The organism is Pseudomonas cichorii (assembly GCF_003700275.1).
GTDB classification, from domain to species: domain Bacteria; phylum Pseudomonadota; class Gammaproteobacteria; order Pseudomonadales; family Pseudomonadaceae; genus Aquipseudomonas; species Aquipseudomonas cichorii_B.
The window spans coordinates 44,362-59,897 of sequence record NZ_RBRE01000094.1; the positions used below are offsets into that span (position 1 = coordinate 44,362).

The window sequence follows — 15,536 nt, forward strand, 5'->3', positions numbered from 1 at the left end:
CCAACCTCACAAAATCGCGGCGGCCTTGGTCAGGAACCAGATGATGATCACCACCAGCAGGGCGCCGATGCCAACCACCGCGCCGAGGTCTTTCCAGGTCTTGCGCTGGTTCTGCACGTCGGCATACACGGTCAGGGAATGCCACGCCACGCCCAAAAAAGCGAGCAGGGCGATCAGTAAGCCGAGCAGGATACCGCCGTCGTAGGCGTAGTTTTTGATCGTCTCGATCAATCCGGAACCTTCACCACGTGAAGGAGCTTCCATGGTCGGGAGTTCGGCAAAAGCCAGGCTTGGACCGAGTACCAACAGCAGACCGATCAGGCGCTGACTGGCACGATCACGCAGGTTGTTTTTCAGGGGGACAAGGCACTTGAGCATGACGGCGATCTCCTGGGTTAGGACAGGGTGAAGAACATCAGGACCAACAATGCGAGCAGCACGCGCGCGGCGCTGCCGCCAAACGCGCCGAAGCGCACACTGCCTGTCGCCCATCCCCGGTAAGCCGTCCACATCACCCAGGCGCACCAAAGCAACGCCAGAACGAGCACCAGGGATAGCCAGAGCGTCGAACTGCTCTGCGGTGAGAAACCGGATGCGTTTTGGAACGCTGAGGTTTGGGCGTCAGTCATGCTCATGGCGAGGGCTCCGCGTGCGGAGCGTCAACGCGGTAATCGCCCGCTAGTTCATCGGTATCGCGGGGTTGAGCGCGGGAGGGGGACAGGTACCCCTGTATCCCTTGGCGGATGCGCTGGAGATCCTGAGCCAGGCGGGGGTAGTCGAAGCGATAACGTTCGTTGGGGGCAGATGTGCTGGCTTCCTCGGCACGCGTGGCAAGGTGTTCGATCGTGTCGAGTTGCTGCAGGATCAGACTGAGCTGATCCTGTTCTTGAGCGGAGGCGGCGTAGACGCTGCTATGGACGATGGCCAGTGAGAGCAGTAACCAGCAGCGAAAGGCGGTAGTCGGCATGATTCTGCCCCATGTGAATATGGGGTCAGAATTGAGCTAATAGAGGGGTTGTTCAGTAAGAAAAGCGAGTGACGGTGGATCGCTTTTTCTGGGGGAGCGCTGGAGATGTTTACTTGCAGCTATGTGGCCCTTCAGCCTTTGGTGAAAAATGGTTGGGGATTTTGGGCGACTCCACTCTTCTCAATGAGCTTCGTCGAACGGGTAACGAAAGATGATGATCGCGTGGCTCAGGCTGTGTGAAAACGCATACACCGGTTTGTAGTCTGCGTTGCTACGTGAAATCTGCCAGCGTCTGGTTAATCCGCAGACCTAAAATTTTCGTGGGAACGCGACTTTCGTTCCAGTCCTGACTGTCAAACTTGCCCTTAGAACGTTTTCACACTACCTCGATCGTTTTCCGCCGGTCGCGATAGGCAGAAATCGGCCGATTCTGTTGAAAAACTCGGATTTTCAGCTCGCCTGAGCTCAGGCACGCCAACCACTGGAGAAACTACTCACCACGTTGAGTGGTTTCTCGGCTCTTCGTTGACCTTTGCTGCTCTGTTATTGGGTTGGTTTGAGGTTTTTTGCTTGGTGCAGACGCACCTATCCCGTGACCGGTGGCCATTGAGATGTAAATTTGGCCAGCCGTCGCAGGTTCTGTGCCGCAGCGGCCAGGGAGAATTCATCAGTCGCGCCACTCATGCCACGTAGTTGCAAGCGATTAAGTTTCAGGATGCGCTTGAGGTGGGCAAACAACATTTCGACCTTTTTACGTTCGTGGCGAGAGCGCACGTATTGCGCCGTCGCTGCGATGCGCCGAGCCACATCACGAGCGGCTTCATGGCCGCTGCGAGCGAGCCTGCGAAACGCAGTGTTCGGGCAGCACTTGGATTTCGTCGGACAGGCTACGCAGCGAGGACTTCTTGTTTCCGACCCGGTTGCACAACTCAGACCATCTATCCACCAGGCAATACGCTTGAATAGTCAAAGCATGGGTGACAACCATTGGCCAACAAAACTGCACGCATGGCTTGGGCGATGCTGCACAACGGCACTGATTACCAACTGGATCGGGCAGCGGCCTGACCCATTCATCCGGGAGAAGCCCCACACACCTCGATTGCGAAGCAACTCGAGCAATGGCAAACCGGTCGAACCGGCGTCGGCAAAACCCTTAATGTCCAGGTGCGTAAAGCACGTAAAAGCGATTGGGAGCCGACGCGCGAATAGCCCATCATGGCCCTGCATCAAAACGATGCCGTAGTAAGAGGCCGAATATGTGCAGTCGGCACGGGCGCCAAAGCAAAGGAGGTTTGTAACGAGGAGGAGTCCATATACGAATTTACGAAGATCGTTGTACATGGGATTCTTCATCAAAATAACCACAACCGCCAGCCAGCTCAACTCACTAAAGAGATGATTGCTGATCAGGTCGAGCCAACGCAGATGGGTATATAGGGCTGGGCACTGAAAAATGGCCGAATTGAGGCCAATACTCAAACGGAGGAGCTGATTTATCTGCACCTAGTGCCCCGAGACAATGGTTCAGTTCAGAAAGGCGGATTCAAATTTAAGGGAATGTTCTACGTTTGCGATTTGGCCATTGAACAGAACTAGTTTGCTCGTGCCCGACATAGGGGGCGTCGACGACGTCCGATTGTATTTCCGTGAGTCGCGTACGAATAAAGGACTGAATGGGGTCTATGCGTGGACTAAAAAAAGATTGTAGCGTGAAGACGGTGGCTCGCGTCACGGCGAACAGCACCCGACAGCATTGGCAGGTTACGCTGCTGGCTACCGAATACTTGATGATGAAACCACGCTCCAATCTCAGGTCAGTACAGGGTTGATACTTTCAGCCCCTTGGCGGAGCCGCCCCTTTGACTGCTATGCGTTGTCGGCGCATTAGGTAAGGCTGACCAATCATGAATAAAAGTTTCTAGAGGGCGCCTATGCGTAGGTTGGCAGTTCACATGGCACGCCGCGTAATTAAATTTCTCTGGACCTTGATGCAATCTTCCTGGTCTCGAATGGTACTGTGGTAAGCCCGTGTATTAATAATGTATGGAGTTCGAACAGTTGAATGCGCCGCATTTTGGTTGTGACAGCCATGATGGTATTTCGGCGGGTGTACTGCTCGGGATTCAGTTTGAAACGCCGTTGGGGCTGGATGGTCGCACGCGCGACTGATGGGTTTTCTGGCCGTTTTCGCTTGAGGGGACGACGGCCGAGCGCTTGGCAAAGCAGCCTTTTAGGCTGTTTATCCAAGCACCGGTCGTAATGGCGGTGAGTCCATGCTATGACTTTTGCGAAACTTCCGGGGCACTCAGGCCCCCTAGCGCCACGTACTTGAGCTCCAGGTACTCATCCAGCCCGTAGCGCGAGCCCTCGCGGCCAAGCCCCGATGTCTTGACGCCGCCAAAAGGCGCGACTTCGGTGGAGATCAGCCCTTCGTTGACGCCGACCATGCCCGTTTCCAGCGCTTCCACTACCCGGAACGCCCGCCCGAGGTCGCGGGTATAGACATAGGCCGCGAGGCCGAACGGCGTGTGATTGGCCAGGGCAATGGCCTCGGCTTCGTCTTCGAAGCGGAACAGCGGCGCTACCGGGCCGAATGTTTCCTCGGCGAAGATCTTGGCCTCCAGAGGGACGTCAGCCAGCACCGTCGGCTCGAAGAAGTTGCCGCCCAGTGCATGGCGTTGCCCGCCCGTGAGTATACGGGCGCCTCTCGCACAGGCATCGGCGATGTGCTCTTCGACCTTGGCAACCGCCTGGTCGTCGATCAACGGCCCCTGGGCGACTCCGGGCTCGACGCCGTGGCCCACCACCAAGGCAGCCGAGCGCTCGGCCAGGCGGGCGGCGAAGGTTTCGTAGATTCCAGCTTGAACGAGGAAGCGGTTGGCGGCAATGCAGGCTTGCCCGGTATTGCGGTACTTGGCTGCCATGGCGCCGCTCACCGCAGCTTCAAGGTCGGCATCGTCGAAGACGATGAAAGGCGCATTGCCGCCCAGTTCCATGCTGGTCTTCTTGATGGTGGGAGCGCACTGGGCCAACAGGCGAGCGCCGATCTCGGTTGAGCCGGTGAAGGACAGCTTGCGTACCACCGGGCTGTCAGTCAAGGCCTGGCCAATTGGCTGGGCAGCGCCGGTGACGATGTTGCAGAGCCCCGCCGGCAATCCTGCGCGCTCGGCCAGCACCCCCAGCGCAAGCGCCGACAGCGGCGTTTGACGGGCCGGCTTGATCACGCCGGCGCAGCCGGCGGCCCAGCCTGGTGCCGCCTTGCGGGTGATCATCGCCGCTGGGAAATTCCACGGCGTGATGGCAGCGAACACACCGATGGGCACCTTCTGCACCAGGATGAGCCGCCCCGGGACGTTCGGCGGAATCAGGTCACCGTATGCACGCTTCGCCTCTTCAGCGAACCATTCGATGAAGCCGGCGGCATACTTCAACTCGCCGTAGGCTTCGGTCAGCGGCTTGCCCTGCTCGGAGGTCAGGATCAGCGCCAGGTCGTCAATGTTGTCCAGCAGCAGATGATGAAGCCGCAGCAGGATCCTTGCCCGCTCGGCGGGCAACTCCTCGCGCCAGCGGCGCTGGGCACGTTCGGCGGCGGCAATGGCGCGCTCGGTCTCGGCCGCCCCGGCGTCGGGGACGAGGGCCAGCAGTTGGCCGTTGGCCGGGTTACGCACCTCCAGGGTTTTGCCACTGTCGGCCTGGACCCAGGCGCCGTCTATCAGCATTGATTCGCGCAACAGGCTGGGGTCACGCAGGGGTAGGTTTTGTAAGGTTGTCACGCCAGATATCTCCTTGGTTGAAAAAGGGAGGGTCATGCCGGATTGCGGCCGACGAAGAAGTCAGCGTCCGGGTCGGCGGTAGGGTTGAGGCCAGCGGCTTCCTGCCCGCGTCGCAGGGCCGCCATGTCGCGGGCGTAGACCCGGCCGGTGGGGTGACGCAGAGGGCCGCCGTTGTAGCCCTGCAGCCAGGACTCGTATTTCCACAGCGCGCGGTTGATCAGCCCGCCGCCAGCCTGGGGAACACTGGCGAACGCTTTACGCGCCGGGTCGATGCGGTGGAAGATCGCTGTCGCTTCGTCGAAGCGGCCCTCTTGGATCAGGCGGTGGACTTGCGGCAGCACGGGGCCGTAGTAGGCCGAGAAGTTGGTGCCACAGAACGGAATCGGGATCAGCTGTGCCAGTGGGATATATTCGTGTTCCATGGGCGAGGAGATAACCACTTCCTTGTGGAAGGCGCGGTGAACTTCGATGGCGGCCATAATGTTTGGCGCACCGCCCTCGGCCTTGATCGCAGCCACATTGGGGCAGTCGTCGATCAACCTCCGCAGTAACGACACTGGCAGGTCACTCGGGTCCAGTCGCGAGAAGCCCCAGGTCGGGATAGGGAAGAGCATTACGGCCAGTTTGGTGGCGTCACACATCGCCTTGGTGTAGGTGTAGATCTCTTCCAGCGAACGCGGGTGGAAGTACGGCGGGTAGCCCAGCAGCACCAGTTCGGCCCCGGCCGCCTCGGCCCGGCGCACGGCTTCGATGTTGTCTTCCAGGGTGTTGAACACCGCGTGGTGGACAACGAACAGGCGACCCGCGGCCTCGTCCACGGCAATGCGCACGAACTGCTCGTACTCGTCCATGGTGATGGCGACCTCGGAACAGCTCAAGGTGCCGACGAAGCCGTGGGCGATGCTGGTCTGGATGTCGTGCCGAATGGCTTTTTCATTGAGGTGTTTGAAGTCCGATGTGACGGTGGGGATCGTCACGTTGGCAACGCCAACGAGGTGTTCGCGGGCCCATTCACGGGCTTCATTGCGGCTGTAGCTGGCCATGATTGGCTCCTTTAGCGTTTGGTTTCGAAGTTGATGGGCAGGGGGGTGGCCAAACCGGCCTGAAGCGCCTTTTCCAGGATCAGTTCGGCCACCACAATATCCTGCAGGCCGCTGCCGACAGACTTGTAAAGAAGCGACTGAGCCGAGCGGATGCGCTGCGCGTGATTGCCGTTGAGCAGGTCGCCGAGGGAGATCGCCTTGGCGCGCACGTCGATCCCGGCAGCGCTTGCGGCAATCATGTCGCCGGTTTGTTCCAGCACTTCCTCGAGCATGTCGGCGATGATCAGATCGCTTCTGGCAATCACCGAGACATCCACTTCGCGCTGCTCGGGTACGGTCGAGCCGATGGAGTACACCTGTGCGCCAGCGGCTAGCCATTCGCCGTTCAGGATCGGCTGTTCGCCGCGCGAACGGGCCGCCGCCAGAACCAGTTCGGAGCCCTCCACGGCGGCCTGGGCGGAATCGACCTGGCGTGCACTGACCCCAAGATCTCGGCTGACGGCTTCAGCAAACGCTGCGCGGCGTTCAGGTGTCGGGCTGAAGACGACAACCTCGCTGAGCGGGCGGACACTGGCGAATGCACGCACATGCATGGCGGCTTCCAGGCCACTGCCAAGCACCGCCAGCCGGGCCGGCCCCGCTGGGGCCAGGCGGTCCAGCGCTGCTGCGGTGGTGGCGGCGGTGCGCAGACCAGTGACCAGGTTGCCGTCGACGAAGGCGGCGATGCGGCTGGTCTGTCGATCGAAGAGCACGATCACGTACTCCACGCCCGGCAGGTCGGCGCCCAATGCCATGCCCATCAGCTTGGCACCGTAGTAACGCCCGCCTGGGGGGATGGCTGGAAGGGTGCGCAACCAGGTCCGGTCAGCGCTGGCGATGGTGCGCGGCGGCACGGCACTTGGCACTGGAGGCCGGGCATAGGCGGCCTGCAGGGCAGAGATGGCGTCCGGCCAATTGAACACTTCACGCACGGCCGCGCTGGAAACGAATACCGGCGAGGTCTGCGGCGCGCTCATGACCGACGCTCCGTAGGCCGCGTGCCAGTCAGGCACGAGTGTATGAGGGTGCTGCTGAAGCTGTGATGCATTGGGAAGCCTCCGAAGCTGGGGGGGACTGCTGGAGCGGCGGACTACACCGCCCAATCAAACTAAATCGACTAATTGACATGTGTCAATTAATAAATTGAATGATCTTAATTATTTATTGAGGTGCTGGAGAGTGCGTCTGTCACCTTGCAAGCGCTATTGGCACGGCCTACCATGGCGGCTTTGATATGCAGGAAAGAACTGGCGTAATGAGCGACGACGATGCCTTGCGGCTGAGCGAATACATTGAACAGGCGGCTGCCCGCGGCGACACACGGCTGCCCCCGGAGCCCAAGCTTTGCGAGGAACTGGGTATTTCCCGGGGGCGGTTGCGCACTCTTTTACGGCGCCTGGAGGAGCAGGGGCGGATCTGGCGACACGTTGGCAAGGGCACCTTCATCGGCTCCCGTCAGGCGGTGATGGACGACCACGCCTGGGCTTCGGCCATCAGCATCAGCGACATCATCGGTGCCCGCATCCTGCTGGAGCCGCAGTTGGCCGGGCAGGCGGCCATCCATGCCACTCCTGCTGACCTTGCGGCGATGCGCCAAAGCCTGGTGGACATGGCGGCCGCTGGCAGCTATCTGGAATGGAAGCGCCAGGACGAGACCCTGCACCGGGCGATCGCCGTAGCCACTCACAACACCTTGTTGCTGATGCTCTACGACAGCCTGCGGCTGCAAGCGCAGCTTGGCCTGGATGCAAAGATCGAGAGCGTGTTTGGCCAGGCCGATGCACCCAAGTCAGAGACCCATAGCGAGCACCTGGCAATACTCGAAGCCATCGCCGGGCACGATCCGCTGCTGGCTGAGCAGCGAATGCGCAGCCATCTGCAGTCGGTACGTGCCCGGATGTTCGCGCCACGCTAGATCGGCCGGCGCAACAGCTCGAGGGTCTGATGCATGACCTGGGCATGGGCCTGTGGCCCGCCGCCACTCAGTTCGATGTGGCCAAGGGTGGCCGATGCCTGCACCACCAGGTTTGCACGGTCGAAATGGCGGCCGGCGTAAGCGGTCAGTGCGCCTTCCAGCGAATGGCGGCGACCCAGTTCCTCCGCCAGGATTAGAGCGCCCTCAATGGCGATGCCGGCGCCCGAGGCCAGCTGCGGAGTGGTCGCGTGCACCGTGTCGCCGAGCAGCACCAACCGACCGCGGTGCCAGGGCGCCGGAATCATGTGCCCGGCCAGCGGGCGGTACAACAGGTGCGGGTCTGGCAGGCTGCCGTCGAGCAGCCCCCGGCGGATGTCCGCCAGCTCACCGGTGAAAGGCACCATCAGGTCGGCGAAAATCTCCGGCCAGGCTGTTGGCGGAATGAAATCCAGGCCGTCGCGCTTGTACAGCAGGTAGAGATAGCACTGATCGTCGCTGATGGGGTTGATGCCCGCCTTGATCGTATCGCTCAGGTACATGGTGGAGTTTTCGTGCAGGCGGGGCACGATTGCCCGCCAGCAACCCTGGCCGGTGAACACCGGGCCGGCGAAGTCCGGGAATACTAGGCGGCGTAAGGCAGAGTTGATGCCGTCGGCGCCAACTACAAGGTCGTAGCGACCACCGCTGCCGTCGCTGAATAGAACGTCGACGCCATCGGAGTCCTGGGTGATGCTTTCAAAGTTGAGCCCCAAGCGCACAGTGGCACCGGCAGCGCGGGTGGCGGCGCTGAGAATCTTCGCCAGCACAGGCCGCTGGATACCCGCCGCGCTGGGCAAGTCCTCGGCGCCGAGCGCTGGCGCAATGGGCACGGTACGCAGCAGGTTGCCCTGGGCGTCACGCAGGTCAATGGCGCGCCACCAGCCGCCCAAGCGCAGGACTTCGTCCACTACGCCGACCTCGCGCAAGGCTCGTAGGCTGGGGCCACTGATGGTGATGCCAGCGCCATCCGGCGCCCAGGCGGGATTGAGTTCGACCAATTCGACGGCAATGCCTAGCTTGCGCAGTTGGATCGCGGCGCACATGCCGCCCACGCCGCCGCCGATGATCAGCGCTTTCTGAATAAGAGCCATGGTGCTTCTCCAAATGAATCAGGCGACGCCGCCGCCCAGCCGTTCGGCCAGCCAGTCGGCGATGAGGTTGCCAGCGTTGCTGGGGTTGTCCAGCGAGTTGTGTTCGACGCCGCCCTCGCGCTCGGTGAACACCACCAGTTCGCGGTCCGGGCTGTTCACCAGCTGGTCAAAGGTGCGCTGGGCGTACTGCAGGGGGATTTGCCGGTCCTGCTCGCCGTGGGTGACCAGGAAGGGCACACGGATGCGTTCCAAGATCCCGTCAAGATGCATGTGCTGCGCCTTGGCCATGAAGTCGTCGAAACTACTGGCGCCAAAGACCCACTGCACGTGCTGCCAGTAGTGCGGTACCGGATTCTCGCCTTCGCGGCGCCGCCGTGCCTCCTGCACTGCGCGCCAGTCGTGGTTCGCTCCCCACACCGCGGCACAAGCGAATCGTGGCTCGAAGGCCACCGCCCGTGGGCAGTAATAGCCACCCAGGGAGACGCCGAGGGCAGCGATGCGCGTCGGGTCCACCTCAGGATGTTGCTGCAGCCAATCGACTACCGGAGTGGCCCATGCCTCGCTGTCGTGACGAGCCGGTAGGCCATGCAAGCGCAAGGCTTCGCCGGTACCCGGCTGGTCGACGAACAGCGCAGACAGGCCGCGCTGGGCGAAAAGCCGGCCCATTACGCTTTTCTGCAGCATCTCCTTGGTGCTGTCGAGGCCGTTCATGATCACCACGATCGGCGCCCGTGCCCCTGGAGCAAGGCCGCCGGCGCGCACGTATAGGGCGCTCAGGTGACCTTCGCCGTAGGGGATTTGCACCCGTGCGCAGTTTTCCCGGCTCAGGCGTCGGGCCTGGTCGAACAGCACTAGGGAATGTTGGTAGAGCGCCAGCCGGTGCTTGAAGCCGTGCGCCTGCATACGTTCTGCGAGGCTGTAATAGAGGGCAGCACGCCCCAGCTTCTCGCCTGCGGAAAGGCGCCGATTGCGCGCCAGGTCGTCGTCGGCAAGGGCCACCAGGCGGTCGCCACCGCTTTTCCAGGCAGCGTAGAAAGCTTCGGTGCCAGGATCGTCGCCGGCCAGGGCGGCATCGCGCAGCGGCGCGCACATGGTGTTCACCTCGCCGATGTTGCCGCCGTGGGTAAGGGCGATGATCGCTGACAGGCTCCACACATAGTTGGTTGGGAAGTACTGAAACATGGTGATGACCTCGTTCAGGCTTGGTTCAGGGCTGATGGAGCGGGCAGTTGGTCGGGAATCCAGATATTTCCCGCACCATCTATTCGTGCTGGCACCGGGACCAGATAACGCCCCACGCACGGCCCGGCAAAGCAATGGCCGGTGCGCAGGTCGAAGTGCGCCGAGTGGGCGTAGCAGACGATGTGCTGACCGTCGGCCGAGAGAAACTGGTCGCGCTGGTATTCCAGAGGGCGGTGGTTGTGCGGGCAGTCGTTGAGCCAGACGATCACTTCGGCGCCGCGCCGGATGGCGAACACCCGGTCATGCCGGCCCTCGCGCAGCAGGCCTCGGGCGAGGTGGTCTGGCAGCTCGTCGCGGTGGCAAAGACGGCGCTCCATGGTGGCTGCCTCACTCACCGGGGGCCCATTTATCGACACCCTCGAAAAGGAATATCTGCGAATTGTCTGCACCGGGCTCCAGCGCCCGCGGCACCCAGCTGTCGTCGTGGTGATCCATGTCGGCGTCAAATTCCATGACGGCGCCAAAGGGACTGTTGAAGTACCAGAAGAAGTTGCTGCCCATCAGATGCCGTCCCGGCCCCCAGAAGCTTTGGTAGCCCTTTTGCTGGAAGCGCCAGCCTTGCTGCAGTACCTCGCCCGCCGAGCCGAAGTGGAAGGTGAAGTGGTTGCAGCCGACCATGTGCTCGTTATGGCTGTGCAGCATGAACAGCGTGTGGTGATCATGGGTCCCGGCAGGGCGCATGAACGGCCCCAGTTGGTTGAGACGATCAGTCACCACGAAGCCCAGGCGCCGGTAGAACGCCTCGGCCTTGGCAGCGTCTTCGACGAAGTACACCACATGGGACAGTGAGCGTGGCTTGATCACTGCCGAGGGGTCAGCGCCGCAGTCGTTGGGCGCGCGCCCCGGCGTCTGGCCCGGCACGTTGAAGCCCAGGCGCGGCGCGTGGATCGGCTGGCGCCGAGCGCGCTGAAAGGCAATGCCGAAGCCGGAATCGTCGAGGCAGTGCAGTGTGCCGTCGGCATCTACGCTCACCTCGCGATCGGCGCCCAGCAGGCGGTACAACTGCACCAGGGTGGCGTCGTCGGCGACCCCATAATGGGTTTCGCGCAGGCAGGGAGAGCATGCGCCGGGCGGCAGTGGCGGCAGGCCGGAGTGGTCACTGCGGCGCACGATCACGCCGGTGCTATCCAGGGCAATGTAGGTACCGCCGACCTCGGGGTCGTACTCGCTGACGTCCAGGCCGTAATCCAGCAGATACCGGTGGGCGGCGGCCAGGTCTTCGACGCCGAAGGTCAGGTATTGCAGACCGATGATATTCATGGCTGATGACTCCATATAGCTAGCGACCTGGCGTGGCGGCCAGGTGGACGGGCATGGGATAGCCGCACGGCGGGCGATTGTCGTACCGCAGCGGAATTAGAAGGATGGTGGGGCAGCGAACGCTAGCGTCGGGCTGAGCGATGCAGGCGGGTGACGAATACTGCCACGCAGGCGTAGCGGGCTGCGGAATGTTCGGCGGTGATGAGGTAAGACAGGAGCTGAGGCATGGCGATTTCTCTGGTCGGTTCTTGTTCTGGACACCCCACGTGTGGCGGAGTGTGAGCCATGCTCCCTTGGCTGCATGGCTCGCCTCGATAAGCTACGCAGCGTCCAGTCATACGAGAAATCTTAATTTGGCATACGAAGCATTCGATCGATGGATACCTGTGGACTGGTATGCCGCTGCCGTGGGTTGCTGTTCAGACGTCTGGCATGGCTGCCGCGCTTTCCACGATCAGGCTGCGTAGCCAGCTCAGCCCAGGATCATGCTGCTGGTGACGATTCCACTGGATGGCCATGACCAGCCTGGGTGCATCCCAGGGTACCGGCAGAATCTTCAGCGGAAGCTCGCGCGCACACTGCTGGGCCAGGCGCAGATGCATGGTGGCGATGCGCAGGGTGCCCGGCAGGAACGTGGGCACGTTGCTAAAGGCGTTGGTGATGACCTCGACACGGCGCTCGAAGTTGTAGCGATTGAGAAACCACTCGTCCATCGACGGCACCCGCTGCATACCCCATCGCACCAGGACGTGCCCCATCTGCTTGTACTGCTCGAACGACAGGCTGTCGCCAACCAGGGGGTTGTCCTGGCAGGTCATGCAGACGAAACGGTCCTCGAAAATCGTCAGGCTCGGATGGTCGTCGCCCAGGTGGGTGGCCGGCAACACCAGAAGGTCGACGTTCCCTCGTTCGAGCGTTTCCCGCGGGGTGTCGTTGGGCGGGATCATTTCCAGGCTGGCCATCGGTGCCAGTTCGTTCAGGCGCCTGCTGACCTGAGGCAACAGCACGGTGCAGACGTAGTCCGAGGCCATCAGCACAAATTTGCGCTGCGACTGAGCCGGCTCGAACTCGGCTCGGTTTTCCAGCGTGGAGCGCATCTGGATCAGCAAGTCGCGAACGGGCTGGATGAGTGCTTCGCCTTTGGGCGTGCGGACCATCTTGCGTCCGTTGGGTACCAGCAATTGGTCCTGGAAGTACTCCCGCAGGCGGGCGAGTGCGGCGCTGGTGGCCGGCTGGCTGAGAAACAGCCGTTCCCCGGCACGGGTGATGTTCTGCTCGACCAGCAGAGCGTCGAGCACCACCAGAAGGTTGAGATCAAGGCCATGAAAGCGCATTGGACGTCTCCTTGCCCGGTGCGGTCCGGGATTGTTTTTGTTGGCGGAGGGTGCGTGCGAGCCATCCAACGTGTTTATGCCTCGTATGTCAATAAACGATTTCACAGATGCCTGACGGGTGCATACCATCAAGTCACACCCGCCATCCAGGTCGAAGAACCTGGTGTCAGCCTGGCACCGATGTCTGGCCTATAACAACAAAAAAACCGGAGCACATCATGCAGCCGTCCCGCCCTCTTCGTGCCAGCGTTTCGCCGCCCATCTACTGCTTGGATTCGTTCGCCCGCCTGGCATCAAGCGGGCGCTAGACGCGCATCGTAACGCCATTCATACCACGGCCCGGGCGCCCATGCGCTGCCGAGCCCGGCATTGCACGAGGCACCACTATGGCAAGCAACCCTCTCAAAGGCTGGCAGGTAGACCGCGCCAGCATCCAGTTCATCGGCCACGACCTGCAGCGCCCCGAGTGCATCGTCGCCCAGCCTGACGGCACGCTGTGGAGCGCGGATGCCCGCGGCGGGGTGATGCGCATCGCTCCGGACGGCAGCCAGCAACTCCTGGCTCCGATCGCCCCAGTCAGCGAACCGGCAGATTTCCAGCAGCGCTACGTGCAGTCCCAGGGGGCCTCGCTGCCCAATGGCCTGGCACTGACCGCCGAAGGCGACTTCATCATCTGCAACTGGGGTCTGGACCGTATCGAGCGACTTGATCGCCAAGGTCACGTCCATGTGCTGCACGACCACCTGGAAGGCAAGGCACTGGGCAAGACCAACTTCCCGCTGATCGATTCCAAGGGCCGCATCTGGTTCACCGTGACGACCACGATGCAACCCTGGACCGACTCGATCAATTCGGCGGTGCTCGACGGCTACATCGGGGTAATCGATGAAAAGGGCATCCGCGTGGTGGCCGAAGGCTTCGGCGGCACCAACGAGATCCGCTTCGATGACAACGAGCAGTTTCTGTACGTGGTCGAGAGCAATGTCCGGCGAATCTCGCGTTTGCGCGTAGGCCCCGACGCCACGTTGGGCGAGCGCGACGTGTATGGCCCTGCGCAGCTCGAAGGCTTCCCCGACGGCTTTGCCTTCGACAGTTTCGGCAACCTCTGGGTGACACTGGTGATGAGCGACAAGCTGATCGCCATCACCCCCGAAGGCGAGGTGCTGACGCTGCTCGACGACGGGGATCCGCAAGCCACCGCGCGCCTCGACCGGCATTTCGCGGACAAGACCCTGACGCCCGAGATCATGCAGGCCGCCCGCGGCACCTTGGCGCCGTGGATGGCCAGCCTCACCTTCGGCGGCCCCGACCTTCGCACCGTCTACTTGGGCAGCCTGCAAGGCACCCGCATTCCCTTCTTCAGAGCACCGGTGGCCGGCCAGCCGCTGATCCACTGGCGCTAGTTTTCCATACCTCGTTGCAACAGGAGTCCCGCATGATCCGTCAACTCAAACAAGGCCGGCCCGCAGAAGCGAAAGCCGAGCTCAATGCCCAGGTGCGTACCACCGTCGAAGAGATCCTCGCTGCCATTGAGCACCGCGGCGAGGCAGCGTTGCGCGAGTATTCCAGCCACTTCGACAACTGGGCCCCGGATGATTTCCGGCTGACATCCGAACAGATCCAGGCATGCATCGACAGCCTCAGCCCGGAGGCACTGGACGACATCCGTTTCGCCCAGGCGCAGATCCGTCGTTTTGCCCAGATCCAGCTGCATTCGCTGCGCGACGTCGAGGTCGAGACCATGCCCGGCGTGGTGCTGGGGCACCGCAACATCCCGGTTAACTCGGTGGGTTGCTATATCCCGGGCGGCAAGTATCCCCTGTTGGCATCGGCGCACATGAGCGTGCTGACCGCCAAGGTCGCTGGCGTCAAGCGGGTGATCGCCTGCGCACCGCCTTTCGGGGGCAAGCCGTCCAACGAAATCGTTGCTGCCATGGCCCTGGCTGGCGCCGACGAAATCTACGTGATGGGCGGGGTACAGGGCGTAGCTGCCATGGCCTTGGGTACCGAGAAGATTGCGCCGGTGGACATGATCGTTGGTCCGGGTAATGCCTATGTGGCCGAGGCCAAGCGCCAGCTGTTCGGCCGGGTGGGTATCGACCTGTTCGCCGGTCCCACCGAGACCATGGTGATCTGCGATGACAGTGTCGACGCCGAACTGGTGGCTGTGGACCTGCTCGGCCAGGCCGAGCATGGCCCGACCTCGCCGGCCTACTGCTTGACCACCAGCACACGTATCGCCGAAGAGTTGCCGGCGGCCATCGAACAGGTGCTCAGCCGCCTGGACACCGCACCGGTGGCCAGCGTCGCCTGGCGTGACTATGGCGAGATCATCTTGTGTGACAGCGATGAGGAGATGCTCGCCGAGTCCGAGCGCCTATGCTCCGAGCATGTCCAGGTCATGACCCGCGATCCGGACTGGTTCCTCGAGCGCATGACTTGCTATGGCGGGTTGTTCCTGGGCCACCGTACCAATGTGTCCTACGGTGACAAGGTGATCGGCACCAACCACACCCTGCCGACTCAGGGCGCTGGCCGCTATACCGGCGGCCTGTGGGTGGGCAAGTTCATCAAGACCCACACCTACCAGCGCATTCTCACTGATGAGGCGAGCGTGGCCATGGGTGAGGTGTGCTCGCGGTTGTGCGCCCTGGAGCATTTCTCCGGGCACAAGGAGCAGGCTGACATCCGCGTGCGTCGCCTGAAGAAAACCGTGTGAGGGGCCGGGCCATGCAAGCACTCGAAGGCAAGGTGGCGGTGGTCACCGGCGCTACCGGAGGTCTGGGCGAGGCGATTGCCCGCGCCCTGGCCGGCGCCGGCGCCGCACTAG

Annotated in this window: 16 protein-coding genes and 3 pseudogenes; 6 read left to right on the forward strand and 13 right to left on the reverse strand. The window is 62.2% G+C overall.

The genetic code is table 11. The features are described from left to right. Positions 1-6: 6 nt before the first annotated feature. The 4 genes and pseudogenes from ALQ04_RS25625 to ALQ04_RS25640 all read right to left on the reverse strand — a co-directional run. Positions 7-378, reverse strand: coding sequence for a TIGR03745 family integrating conjugative element membrane protein (locus ALQ04_RS25625; protein ID WP_003174125.1), 372 nt, complete (start codon positions 376-378; stop codon positions 7-9). 17 nt (positions 379-395) lie between these two features. After that, positions 396-635: a TIGR03758 family integrating conjugative element protein gene (locus ALQ04_RS25630; RefSeq protein WP_012723194.1), complete on the reverse strand. Its 240-nt coding sequence runs from the start codon at positions 633-635 to the stop codon at positions 396-398. After that, a complete protein-coding gene (locus ALQ04_RS25635; protein WP_012723195.1) occupies positions 632-967 on the reverse strand; it encodes an RAQPRD family integrative conjugative element protein in 336 nt (111 codons plus the stop codon). Before ALQ04_RS25635 ends, ALQ04_RS25630 begins: the two co-directional genes overlap by 4 nt. Before the next feature lie 585 nt (positions 968-1,552). Continuing rightward, positions 1,553-1,861, reverse strand: a pseudogene (locus ALQ04_RS25640) (transposase); the annotation flags it as partial. Between ALQ04_RS25640 and ALQ04_RS27430 the strand changes: the two are divergent. Then, positions 1,852-1,926 (forward strand): annotated as a pseudogene (locus ALQ04_RS27430) (integrase); the annotation flags it as partial. The pseudogenes ALQ04_RS25640 and ALQ04_RS27430 sit on opposite strands and share 10 nt — an antisense overlap. A gap of 7 nt (positions 1,927-1,933) precedes the next feature. On the opposite strand, the gene ALQ04_RS26815 reads toward ALQ04_RS27430, so the two are convergent. Then, positions 1,934-2,473 carry a hypothetical protein gene (locus ALQ04_RS26815; protein ID WP_012723196.1) on the reverse strand — a complete coding sequence of 180 codons (540 nt, stop codon included), beginning with the start codon at positions 2,471-2,473 and terminating at the stop codon, positions 1,934-1,936. Positions 2,474-3,013: 540 nt separating this feature from the next. Between ALQ04_RS26815 and ALQ04_RS27435 the strand changes: the two genes are divergently transcribed. Then, positions 3,014-3,139 (forward strand): hypothetical protein, encoded by a 126-nt coding sequence (locus ALQ04_RS27435; RefSeq protein ID WP_255610765.1) that lies wholly within the window; start codon positions 3,014-3,016, stop codon positions 3,137-3,139. A gap of 107 nt (positions 3,140-3,246) precedes the next feature. On the opposite strand, the gene ALQ04_RS25655 is transcribed toward ALQ04_RS27435, so the two are convergent. The 3 genes from ALQ04_RS25655 to ALQ04_RS25665 are packed head-to-tail and all read right to left on the reverse strand — an operon-like array spanning position 3,247 to position 6,802. Continuing rightward, positions 3,247-4,779 (reverse strand): NAD-dependent succinate-semialdehyde dehydrogenase, encoded by a 1,533-nt coding sequence (locus ALQ04_RS25655; protein ID WP_052308639.1) that lies wholly within the window; start codon positions 4,777-4,779, stop codon positions 3,247-3,249. After that, positions 4,776-5,786 carry a dihydrodipicolinate synthase family protein gene (locus ALQ04_RS25660; protein WP_043205071.1) on the reverse strand — a complete coding sequence of 337 codons (1,011 nt, stop codon included), beginning with the start codon at positions 5,784-5,786 and terminating at the stop codon, positions 4,776-4,778. Before ALQ04_RS25660 ends, ALQ04_RS25655 begins: the two co-directional genes overlap by 4 nt. An 11-nt stretch (positions 5,787-5,797) precedes the next feature. After that, positions 5,798-6,802: an ornithine cyclodeaminase family protein gene (locus ALQ04_RS25665; RefSeq protein WP_122318595.1), complete on the reverse strand. Its 1,005-nt coding sequence runs from the start codon at positions 6,800-6,802 to the stop codon at positions 5,798-5,800. A gap of 278 nt (positions 6,803-7,080) precedes the next feature. Between ALQ04_RS25665 and ALQ04_RS25670 the strand changes: the two genes are divergently transcribed. Further along, positions 7,081-7,740 (forward strand): FadR/GntR family transcriptional regulator, encoded by a 660-nt coding sequence (locus tag ALQ04_RS25670; RefSeq protein ID WP_043205073.1) that lies wholly within the window; start codon positions 7,081-7,083, stop codon positions 7,738-7,740. Here ALQ04_RS25670 and ALQ04_RS25675 read toward each other — a convergent pair. From ALQ04_RS25675 to ALQ04_RS25695, 5 genes are all read right to left on the reverse strand, one after another. After that, positions 7,737-8,870 carry an FAD-dependent oxidoreductase gene (locus ALQ04_RS25675; RefSeq protein WP_012723201.1) on the reverse strand — a complete coding sequence of 378 codons (1,134 nt, stop codon included), beginning with the start codon at positions 8,868-8,870 and terminating at the stop codon, positions 7,737-7,739. The genes ALQ04_RS25670 and ALQ04_RS25675 overlap by 4 nt on opposite strands. Before the next feature lie 18 nt (positions 8,871-8,888). Continuing rightward, positions 8,889-10,052 (reverse strand): S9 family peptidase, encoded by a 1,164-nt coding sequence (locus ALQ04_RS25680; RefSeq protein ID WP_012723202.1) that lies wholly within the window; start codon positions 10,050-10,052, stop codon positions 8,889-8,891. 14 nt (positions 10,053-10,066) lie between these two features. Further along, positions 10,067-10,429, reverse strand: a complete 363-nt coding sequence (locus ALQ04_RS25685; protein ID WP_012723203.1) for a Rieske 2Fe-2S domain-containing protein — start codon at positions 10,427-10,429, stop codon at positions 10,067-10,069. 10 nt (positions 10,430-10,439) lie between these two features. Further along, positions 10,440-11,372, reverse strand: coding sequence for a VOC family protein (locus ALQ04_RS25690; RefSeq protein ID WP_012723204.1), 933 nt, complete (start codon positions 11,370-11,372; stop codon positions 10,440-10,442). Positions 11,373-11,791: 419 nt separating this feature from the next. Beyond that, positions 11,792-12,706 (reverse strand): LysR family transcriptional regulator, encoded by a 915-nt coding sequence (locus tag ALQ04_RS25695; protein WP_122318596.1) that lies wholly within the window; start codon positions 12,704-12,706, stop codon positions 11,792-11,794. Positions 12,707-13,092: 386 nt separating this feature from the next. Here ALQ04_RS25695 and ALQ04_RS25700 point away from each other — a divergent pair, with 386 nt between their 5' ends. The 3 genes and pseudogenes from ALQ04_RS25700 to ALQ04_RS27440 all read left to right on the forward strand — a co-directional run. Beyond that, positions 13,093-14,109 (forward strand): SMP-30/gluconolactonase/LRE family protein, encoded by a 1,017-nt coding sequence (locus tag ALQ04_RS25700; protein ID WP_012723206.1) that lies wholly within the window; start codon positions 13,093-13,095, stop codon positions 14,107-14,109. A gap of 32 nt (positions 14,110-14,141) precedes the next feature. Further along, entirely contained in the window at positions 14,142-15,425 is a 1,284-nt protein-coding gene (gene hisD, locus ALQ04_RS25705) for a histidinol dehydrogenase (protein WP_122318597.1), read from the forward strand. Positions 15,426-15,436: 11 nt separating this feature from the next. Further along, positions 15,437-15,536: pseudogene (locus ALQ04_RS27440) on the forward strand (short-chain dehydrogenase); the annotation flags it as partial.